Origin of the sequence: Streptomyces mutomycini, from assembly GCF_001700505.1 — a bacterium.
GTDB lineage: Bacteria > Actinomycetota > Actinomycetes > Streptomycetales > Streptomycetaceae > Streptomyces > Streptomyces mutomycini.
Window position 1 is genome coordinate 1 of the sequence record NZ_MAPV01000166.1, and the last position, 9,520, is coordinate 9,520.

The 9,520-nt window shown below is 72.6% G+C and carries 8 protein-coding genes and 1 pseudogene; 7 read left to right on the forward strand and 2 right to left on the reverse strand.

The window, feature by feature from the left end; translation table 11 throughout:
• Window positions 1-63: 63 nt before the first annotated feature.
• The 3 genes and pseudogenes from BFF76_RS23030 to BFF76_RS23040 all read left to right on the forward strand — a co-directional run.
• Window positions 64-1,377, forward strand: a pseudogene (locus BFF76_RS23030) (VWA domain-containing protein); the annotation flags it as partial.
• Entirely contained in the window at window positions 1,377-1,976 is a 600-nt protein-coding gene (gene cobO / locus BFF76_RS23035; RefSeq protein WP_031099849.1) for a cob(I)yrinic acid a,c-diamide adenosyltransferase, read from the forward strand. The pseudogene BFF76_RS23030 and the gene cobO, both read left to right, overlap by 1 nt.
• Entirely contained in the window at window positions 1,970-3,316 is a 1,347-nt protein-coding gene (locus tag BFF76_RS23040; RefSeq protein ID WP_031099847.1) for a cobyrinic acid a,c-diamide synthase CobB, read from the forward strand. Before cobO ends, BFF76_RS23040 begins: the two co-directional genes overlap by 7 nt.
• Before the next feature lie 38 nt (window positions 3,317-3,354).
• Here the strand turns inward: BFF76_RS23040 and BFF76_RS23045 are convergent, their stop codons facing one another.
• Window positions 3,355-4,077, reverse strand: coding sequence for a ZIP family metal transporter (locus BFF76_RS23045; protein ID WP_031099845.1), 723 nt, complete (start codon window positions 4,075-4,077; stop codon window positions 3,355-3,357).
• Between the two features lie 90 nt (window positions 4,078-4,167).
• Here BFF76_RS23045 and cobC point away from each other — a divergent pair, with 90 nt between their 5' ends.
• Window positions 4,168-5,679 (forward strand): Rv2231c family histidinol phosphate aminotransferase CobC, encoded by a 1,512-nt coding sequence (cobC, locus tag BFF76_RS23050; RefSeq protein ID WP_079122466.1) that lies wholly within the window; start codon window positions 4,168-4,170, stop codon window positions 5,677-5,679.
• A 125-nt stretch (window positions 5,680-5,804) separates the two neighbouring features.
• Here the strand turns inward: cobC and BFF76_RS23055 are convergent, their stop codons facing one another.
• The gene (locus BFF76_RS23055; RefSeq protein ID WP_199831529.1) at window positions 5,805-6,905 is read right to left on the reverse strand and encodes an amidohydrolase family protein; all 1,101 of its coding nucleotides are present in this window, start codon (window positions 6,903-6,905) and stop codon (window positions 5,805-5,807) included.
• Window positions 6,906-7,011: 106 nt separating this feature from the next.
• Here BFF76_RS23055 and BFF76_RS23060 point away from each other — a divergent pair, with 106 nt between their 5' ends.
• The 3 genes from BFF76_RS23060 to BFF76_RS23070 all read left to right on the forward strand — a co-directional run.
• Window positions 7,012-8,118, forward strand: coding sequence for a pyridoxal-phosphate-dependent aminotransferase family protein (locus tag BFF76_RS23060; protein ID WP_053929817.1), 1,107 nt, complete (start codon window positions 7,012-7,014; stop codon window positions 8,116-8,118).
• Between the two features lie 402 nt (window positions 8,119-8,520).
• Window positions 8,521-8,979: a diaminobutyrate acetyltransferase gene (gene ectA, locus BFF76_RS23065; protein WP_031099834.1), complete on the forward strand. Its 459-nt coding sequence runs from the start codon at window positions 8,521-8,523 to the stop codon at window positions 8,977-8,979.
• Window positions 8,980-9,076: 97 nt separating this feature from the next.
• The coding region (locus tag BFF76_RS23070) for an aminotransferase class III-fold pyridoxal phosphate-dependent enzyme (RefSeq protein ID WP_141695648.1) at window positions 9,077-9,520 on the forward strand (444 nt) is incomplete at its 3' end.

Consider the following 9,520-nt stretch of genomic DNA (forward strand, 5'->3'; position numbering starts at 1 on the left):
AACGCCGCGCAGGTCGCCGCGATCTGCCGCAGCACGCCGTCACCGAGCACCACACGGGGCAGCAGGGCGCGCGCGGCGACCTGCGCGGCGTTCGAGGTCGACGGGATGCGTGCCGACATCGTCATGGCCCGGACCGCGACGGCGCTCGCGGCGTGGGCGGGGCGCGAGGAGGTCGTCGAGGACGACGTGCGGCAGGCCGCGCTCCTGGCACTCCCCCACCGGCGCAGGCGCAATCCGTTCGACGCGCCCGGGCTGGACGAGGACAAGCTGGACGAGACCCTGAAGGACGCGGCGGAGGACGAGAGCGGGGGCGACGACGACCCGGACCCCGACGGGCCCGGCGGCGGGGTGCCTCCGCAGGGCGGCGGCCCCGACGACGGCGGCACGGACACGGGCGGCCACGACGACGGCGGCACGGACGCGGGTGGTCACGACGACGGCGGCACGGACACGGGCGGTCACGACGACGGCGGTCCCGACGCGCCCGGCCGTGACGAGGCGGGCAGCGGCGACGCGCCCGTGCCGGGCGGCGGTGCCGGCGAACAGCGGCCCGCGCGGGCCGGTGAGCCGTTCCGTACGAAGATGCTCAGCGTGCCCGGTCTGGGCGAGGGCGCGGCGGGACGGCGGTCCCGGGCGCGTACCGAGCACGGCAGGACCACCGGGTCGCGGCGGCCCGAGGGGGCGCTGACGAAGCTGCACCTGGCGGCGACCGTACAGGCGGCGGCACCGCACCAGCGGGCGCGCGGACGGTCGGGGCGGGGCCTCGTCGTACGGCGTGACGATCTGCGGCAGGCGACGCGGGAGGGGCGCGAGGGCAACCTCGTGCTGTTCGTCGTGGACGCCTCCGGGTCGATGGCCGCCCGGCAGCGGATGAGCGCCGTGAAGGGGGCGGTGATGTCGCTGCTGCTGGACGCCTACCAGCGTCGGGACAAGGTCGGTCTGGTCACCTTCCGGGGCAAGGACGCCGAGGTGGCGCTGCCGCCGACCTCGTCGGTGGACGCGGCGGCCGCGCGGCTGGAGTCGCTGCCGACCGGCGGGCGCACCCCGCTGGCGGCCGGGCTGCTCAGGGCGCACGACGTACTGCGGGTGGAGCGGCTGCGTGATCCGTCGCGGCGGCCGCTGCTCGTCGTGGTGACGGACGGCCGGGCGACCGGCGGCGTCGACCCGTTGGCGCTGGCGGCGCGGGCGGGGCGGCTGCACGCCTCCGAGGGCACCGCGTCCGTCGTCGTGGACTGCGAATCGGGGTTCGTGCGCCTCGGTCTCGCCGCACAGCTCGCCCGGGATCTGGGAGGCGGCGCGGTCACGCTCGACGAGCTGCGCGCCGACTCGATCGCCGGGCTGGTCAAGGACTTCACTGCTGCCGGGAGGGCCGCGTAATGCCACAGGGACAGCCGGTATCGGTACCGGACGACGGACTGACGACACGTCAGCGGCGCAACCGTCCGCTGCTGTTCGTCCACACGGGCGTCGGCAAGGGCAAGTCGACGGCTGCCTTCGGGCTGGCGCTGCGGGCCTGGAACCAGGGCTGGCCGATCGGGGTGTTCCAGTTCGTGAAGTCGGCGAAGTGGAAGGTCGGCGAGGAGAACGCGCTGAAGGTGCTCGGCGCGAGCGGCGAGGGCGGCAGCGTCGACTGGCACAAGATGGGCGAGGGGTGGTCGTGGGTCCAGAGGGACAACCAGCTGGACAACGAGGAGAAGGCCCGCGAGGGCTGGGAGCAGGTCAAGCGCGACCTGGCCGCCGAGACGTACAAGCTGTACGTGCTCGACGAGTTCGCCTATCCGATGCACTGGGGCTGGATCGACACCGACGAGGTCGTCGAGGTCATGCGGAACCGTCCCGGTACGCAGCACGTGGTGATCACGGGGCGGAACGCTCCGCAGAAGCTGATCGAGGCCGCCGACCTGGTGACCGACATGTCGAAGGTCAAGCACCCGATGGACGCCGGCCAGAAGGGCCAGAGAGGCATCGAGTGGTGAGTGTTCCTCGTCTGGTCATCGCCGCACCCGCCTCGGGCAGCGGCAAGACCACGGTCGCCACGGGCCTGATGGCGGCCTTCGCGGCGCGTGGCCTGGCGGTGTCCCCGCACAAGGTGGGCCCCGACTACATAGACCCCGGCTACCACGCACTGGCCACCGGCCGCCCCGGGCGCAACCTCGACGCGTACATGTGCGGGCCCGGTCTGATCGCCCCGCTGTTCACCCACGGTGCGAGCGGCTGCGACCTGGCTGTCGTCGAGGGGGTGATGGGGCTGTACGACGGGGCCTCGGGGCAGGGTGAACTCGCCTCGACCGCCCAGGTGTCCAAGCTGCTGCGGGCTCCCGTCGTACTGGTCGTCGACGCGTCCTCGCAGTCGCGTTCGGTCGCGGCCCTGGTGCACGGATTCGCCTCCTGGGACCCGGAGGTGCGGATCGGCGGGGTGATCCTGAACAAGGTGGCCTCCGACCGCCATGAGGCGCTGCTGCGAGAGGCACTCGACGAGTCGGGGCTGCCGGTGCTCGGGGTGCTGCGGCGGGCGCCGCAGGTCGCGACGCCCTCGCGCCATCTGGGTCTGGTCCCGGTGGCCGAGCGGCAGACCGATGCCCTCGACGCCGTACGGGCGATGGGTGACCGCGTACGCGAGGGCTGCGACCTGGACGCCCTGCTGGCGCTGGCCCGTTCGGCGCCCGCCCTGTCCGACGAGGCGTGGGAGCCGGAGCGGCACCCTGCGCCGCGCACCCGGCCGGTGGTGGCCGTGGCGGGCGGCGCGGCGTTCACCTTCGCGTACGCGGAGCACGCCGAGCTGTTGACGGCGGCGGGCGCCGAGGTGGTCGTGTTCGACCCCCTGCACGACGAGAAGCTGCCCACGGGCACGGCGGGGCTCGTCATCGGCGGCGGCTTCCCCGAGGTGTACGCGCCGGAGCTCTCGGCGAACGAGCCGCTGCGCCGTGCGGTCACGGATCTGGCGCGTTCCGGCGCCCCCGTGGCGGCGGAGTGCGCGGGCCTGCTCTACCTGGCCCGTGAGCTGGACGGCCGGCCGATGTGCGGGGTGCTGGACGCCTCGGCCCGGATGTCCGAGCGGCTGACTCTCGGCTACCGGCAGGCGGTGGCTGTGTCGGACAGCGTGCTGGCCGTGGCCGGGACCCGGCTGCGCGGACACGAGTTCCACCGGACGGTGCTGGAGCCCGGGGCCGGTGAGACGCCCGCCTGGGGGCTGCACCAGCCGGAGCGGCGGGTGGAGGGCTTCGTGCAGAGGGGCGTGCACGCGAGCTATCTGCACACGCACTGGGCGGCGGCGCCCGGGGTGGCCCGGCGTTTCGTGGAGCAGTGCCGGGGATGACGCCGTGCCGCTTCCATGGGGCGGTGCCGGCCTTGAGGTCACTCCGCGATGCCGACCACCAGCCAGATGAAGCCCACGCCCGCGACCGTGCACAGCAGTGTGGAGTGGGCCGGGTGGTCGTGGTGCGCCTCGGGGAGGATCTCGGCTGCGGCGAGGTAGAGGAGCGCCCCGCCGAAGAAGCCGAGATAGCAGCCGAGCAGTTCCTCCGGAAGGGTGAACAGCAGGGTGGTCGCCGCGCCCACGATCGGGGCCAGGGCGTCCGCGTACAGCATCAGGAGGGCCTTGCGGCGGGCGTTTCCGTAGAGGCTGGTGATCGTGTACGTGTTGAAGCCGTCGGCGAAGTCGTGGGTGATGACGGCGAGCGCGACGGCGGCTCCCATTCCTCCGCCGATCTGGAACGCGGCTCCGAGCGCGATGCCGTCCATCAGGCTGTGGCCCACCATCGCGGCCGCCGCGGTCAGCCCCACCTGCGGCACCCGTTCCTCACCCGCCCCGTGTGCCGCCTGGCGTACGGCCAGCGAACGCTCGACGAGATGGGCCGTCAGGAAGCCGCCCACGAAGAGCAGCAGGGCGGCCGGGACACCGAAGACCACACCGCCCGCGGCGTCCACCGCCTCGGGCAGCAGATCGAGACCGACGACGCCCAGCATCAGTCCGCCGGCGAAGCCGAGCACGAGGTGACGGCGGTCGCTGACGCGTTGCGCGACCCAGCCACCCGCCAGGGTCATCAGGAACGCGCCGAGCGCGACGAATACCGCCATGCGCCCTTGCTAGCGGATTGACCCGGTTTCCCGCACCTCAGGGCCGCCTTACCGGCGCCCCCGGCCCCCTGCCCGAAAGGACCGTCTCCCATGACCCGAGCCGAACTGGTCGTCGGTGTCGGTGCCCGTCGCGGCGCCCCGGCCGAGGAGGTGCTCGCGCTGATCCGCAGGACGCTGGAGGAGGCCGGGTGGGCGGCCGGTGACGTGGTCGAGCTGGTGACGCTCGACACCAGGGCGGACGAGCCGGGAATCACCGGCGCCGCGGCGCGCCTGGGGGTGCCCCTGCGGTCGTATACGGCCGGGGAGCTGGCGGGGGTCACTGTGCCCCATCCCTCGACGGCGCCGCGCGAGGCCGTGGGGACCGGTTCGGTCGCGGAGGCTGCGGCCCTCATGGAGGGCGGTGAACTGGTGGTTCCCAAGCGGAAGTCGGCTTCGGCGACCTGCGCGGTGGCACGTCGGTGGCCCTCGGGCGTCACCTCGGCATCGACGAATGGCGTCGAGCCGTTCACCATGGCTGCCATGCTGCCCCCCACGAAGCACATCGAGAGCGCCGGGCCCGATCTGCGGCACCACGGCGACGCGGAAGTACGCGGCCTGGACCTGACCGACCTCGCCGTCAACGTACGGACCGGCACACCCCCCGACTGGCTGCGGCAGCGGATAACCGACTCGCTGGGATCGCTGGCCGCCTATCCGGACGGGCGGCCGGCGCGGACGGCGGTCGCCGGCCGGCACGGGCTGCCCGAGGAGAGAGTGCTCCTCACGGCGGGCGCGGCCGAGGCGTTCGTGCTGATCGCGAGGGCACTGCCCGCCCGGCGGCCGGTCGTCGTGCACCCGCAGTTCACGGAGCCGGAGGCGGCCCTGCGCGCGGCGGGGCACGAGGTAGGACGGGTGCTGCTGCGCCCGGAGGACGGCTTCCGGCTGGATCCGGCGGCCGTACCGGAGGACGCGGACCTGGTGGTGGTCGGCAACCCGACCAACCCGACGTCCGTGCTCCATCCCGCGGGCGTGCTGGAGGAACTGGCACGGCCGGGGCGGACGCTCGTGGTCGACGAGGCGTTCATGGACTCCGTTCCGGGCGAACGCGAGGCACTGTGCGCGCGCCAGGACGTTCCCGGGCTCGTCGTGCTGCGCAGCCTGACCAAGACCTGGGGCCTCGCGGGGCTGCGGATCGGTTACGTGCTGGCCGATCCGGCGACGGTCGCCCTGCTCCAGGAGGCACAGCCGCTGTGGCCGGTGTCCTCCCCCGCGCTGGCGGCGGCGGAGGCGTGCATGGAGCCGCGTGCGCTGGTCGAGGCGGCGGACGCGGCGGACCGTATCGCGGTGGACCGGGCGCATCTGCTGGCGGGGCTCGCGGAGTTCACCGAGGTGCGGGTGGTGGAGCCTGCCGCGGGGCCGTTCGTGCTGCTGCGGCTGGAGCGGGCGGACGAGGTACGGAATCTGCTGCGCTCGCGCGGCTTCGCGGCGCGGCGCGGCGACACGTTCCCCGGGCTGGGAGCGGACTGGCTGCGGATCGCCGTACGGGACCGTGTGACGACCAACCGGTTCCTGCAGGCGCTCGACCTGGCTGTGCAGGGACTGCCCCGGAGAACCGTCGGCTGACGGCTCCCCGGGCGGGGAGACCGGTGTTCCGCCCTGCGGACACCGATCTCCCCGGAAGGTGCGGGTCAGCCCTGGGTGCGCTTGCGCCGCCGGTCAACAGGCGCCCTTCCGAGGTCAACCGGTGATCAGCCCATCACCCGCCCGTTGAGCACCACCGTCCGCGGGGACGCCAGCACCCGTACGTCGGCCCTCGGGTCCTCGTCGTACATCACCAGGTCCGCCGGAGCCCCTTCCTCGAGCACCGGCCTGCCGAGCCACCGCCGCGCGCTCCAGGTGGTCGCGGAGAGTGCGTCGAGGGCCGGGATGCCGGCCTTCACCAGTTCGGCGACCTCCTCCGCGATCAGCCCGTGGGCCAGCGACCCGCCCGCGTCCGTGCCGGTGAAGACCGGGATTCCCGCGTCGTAGGCCGCCCGCACGGTGTCGTACCGGCTCGCGTGGAGGCGCCGCATATGGGCGGACCAGCGGGGGAACCTGGTTTCGCCGCCCGCAGCGAGGCCGGGGAAGGTGGCGATGTTGACCAGGGTCGGGACGATCGCCACGCCGCGCTCGGCGAAGAGCGGGATGGTGTCCTCGGTCAGCCCGGTCGCGTGCTCGATGCAGTCGATCCCGGCCTCCACGAGGTCCCGCAGCGCGTCCTCGGCGAAGCAGTGGGCGGTGACCCGGGCGCCGAGACGGTGCGCCTCGGCGATCGCGGCCTCGACCTCACCGCGCGGCCAGCAGGCGGACAGGTCCCCTGCGTCCCGGTCGATCCAGTCGCCCACCAGCTTCACCCAGCCGTCGCCGCGCCGCGCCTCCTGCGCGACGTAGGCGACGAGGTCGCCGGGCTCGATCTCGTGGGCGAAGTTGCGGATGTAGCGACGGGTCCTGGCGATGTGCCGCCCCGCCCTGATGATCTTCGGCAGGTCCTCGCGCGCGTCCACCCACCGTGTGTCGGAGGGCGATCCGGCGTCCCGGATGAGCAGGGTGCCGGCCTCCCGGTCGGTGAGGGCCTGCTTCTCGCTGGTCGCCGCGTCGACGGGCCCCTGGTGGCCGAGCCCGACGTGGCAGTGCGCGTCGACGAGGCCGGGCAGCACCCAGCCCGTGAGCGTCACGGCATCGTCCGCGCCCGGCGGCCTCTCGTAGGTGATCCGTCCGCCGACCGCCCAGAGTCCGTCCCTGACCTCGTCGGGTCCGACGAGCACCCGTCCCTTGATCCGCAGCACCGGCGCCGCCTCGTGATCGCTCATGGGCAGCACTGTACGAGGCGGTCCGCCCGGGGGTCCGGGAGGCGCTGGGTACCCTCGACGACGCAGGCGCTGACCGCGCACCGGCCGACCCGAAGAGAGCACCACCGTGACGCACCCGTTCCTCGACCTCGCCCCGCTCACCGCCGCCCGTTTCGCGGCGATCGAGCGGCGGGTGGCCGCCCTCCTCGCCACCGGGCAGGACGTCGTCATCATGCAGGGCGAGGCGCTGCTGCCCCTCGAAGGCTGCATCCGGGGCGGCGCCCGGCCCGGCTCGACCGCGCTGAACATCGTCACCGGGCCGTACGGCCAGACCTTCGGCAACTGGCTGCGTGACTGCGGCGCCGAGGTCGTCGACCTCGCGGTCCCCTTCCACTCCGCGGTCACCGCCGGGCAGGTGGAACGGGCGCTGTCCGAGCACCCCGAGATCGACTTCGTGTCCCTGGTGCACGCCGAGGCGGCGACCGGCAACACCAACCCGGTCGCGGAGATCGGCGAGGTGGTGCGGGCGCACGGCGCGCTGTTCATGGTGGACGCCGTCGCGTCGGTGGGCGCGGAGCCGCTGCTGGTGGACGCCTGGGGTGTGGACCTGTGCGTCATCGGCGCGCAGAAGGCCATGGGCGGCCCGGCCGGGGTGTCCGCGGTGTCGGTGAGCCCGCGGGCGTGGGAGCGGATGGCCGCCAACCCGCAGGCCCCGCGTCAGTCGTACCTCTCGCTGCTGGACTGGAAGGCCCGCTGGATCGACGGGGGCCGCAGGGCGCTGCCGCACGCTCCCGCACAGTTGGAGATGCTGGCGCTCGACGCCTGCCTGGAGCGGATCGAGACGGATGGCCTGGACACCGTCATGGCGCGGCACGCGTCGGCCGCCGCGGCGGCCCGGGCGGGTGCCACGGCGCTCGGCGGCGGCCTCGAGCCGTACGTCCTCGACGCGGCGGACGCGGCGCCTGTCGCCACGACCCTGCGCACCCCGGTGGGTGTCGACGCGGCGGAACTGGTGGCCGACGCCCTGGCGGCCGACCCGTCACTGCCGCTGATCGCGGGAGGCGGGGCGCTGTCCAAGGAGATGATCCGGGTCAATCACTACGGCGTGGACGCGACGCGGGACGCGGTGCTGTCCTCGCTGGCCGCCCTCGGCGCCGCACTGGCCCGCGCGGGCAGGGACACCGATGTCGCTGCTGCCCGCGACGCCGTCGCGGAAACCTGGCCGAGCAGCTGAATTACTTATGGCCCCACCCTGGCCGATTTAATCGACGTAAAAGGGGAGCTGCTTTATCGGGAGCAGCTCCCCGCATTCTTCTTCCCCGGTTCTACGCGCCTAAACGCGGCAGTTCCTGTCGAGCGGATCCACACAATCCGAACAGGAGTCACGAGAGTTACAAGGATGTGACTGACTCCACATCGCGCCCGTTTTGACCCATAAATACAGGACAAACCATCAGGACTCCCCCGACGATCGAGAGGGGTCCGCGCCCGCGTGATAACACAGCACTCGCTCTCACCCAACCCCTCGCGACGATGCAATTTTGATTTTTGCTGGGTAAATTCAATTCGCATGACCGCCGCACCAGCAGATTTTGCACGTGCCCGAAGCGAATTCCTCAGAATCGACACCCCGCGAGTGGAGGACGGAGCCGCGATCTGGCGCATCGCCCGCGACTCCGAGGTCCTGGACCTCAACTCCTCGTACAGCTACCTGCTGTGGTGCCGTGACTTCGCGGCGACCTCCGTGGTCGCCCGCGACGAGAACGGCGCACCCATCGCCTTCGTAACCGGGTACATCCGTCCGGACCGCCCCGAGACGCTCGTCGTCTGGCAGGTGGCCGTGGACCGGGCCCACCGGGGCAAGGGACTGGCGGCCACGCTGCTGGACGCTCTGACCACCCGCGTCGCCTCCGAGCAGGGACTGGCCTCGGTCGAGACGACCATCACTCCGGACAACACCGCTTCCGACCGGCTGTTCACCTCCTTCGCGCAGCGCCACGACGTGCCGCTGGAGCAGGAGGTGCTCTTCGAAGGCGTTCTGTTCCCCGAGGGAACGCACCTGCCGGAAGTGCTGTACCGCATCGGTCCGTTCTAGGGCCTCCAGTACCCCTCCGCGCCCCGCCCGGACGCGGATCCCCCTGGGCACGCCTGACCCGCCGCCCGTCACACCCCCCTCGAGCAGGAGATTCGCTGTGACCATCACCCCGCCCGCCCTGAGTGTCTTCGAGAGCCTCGAGTCCGAGGTACGCAGCTACTGCCGCAGCTGGCCCGCGGTGTTCGACCGCGCGCAGGGCGCCCGGCTCACGGACGAGGACGGCCACTCGTACCTGGACTTCTTCGCCGGTGCCGGGTCGCTCAACTACGGCCACAACAACCCGGTGCTGAAACGCGCGCTGATCGACTACATCGAGCGCGACGGCATCACCCATGGCCTGGACATGGCCACGACGGCCAAGCGGGCCTTCCTGGAGACGTTCGAGAACGTCATCCTGCGTCCCCGTGACCTGCCCTACAAGGTGATGTTCCCCGGCCCGACCGGCACGAACGCCGTCGAGTCCGCGCTGAAGCTCGCCCGCAAGGTCAAGGGCCGCGAGTCCGTCGTCTCGTTCACCAATGCCTTCCACGGCATGTCGCTC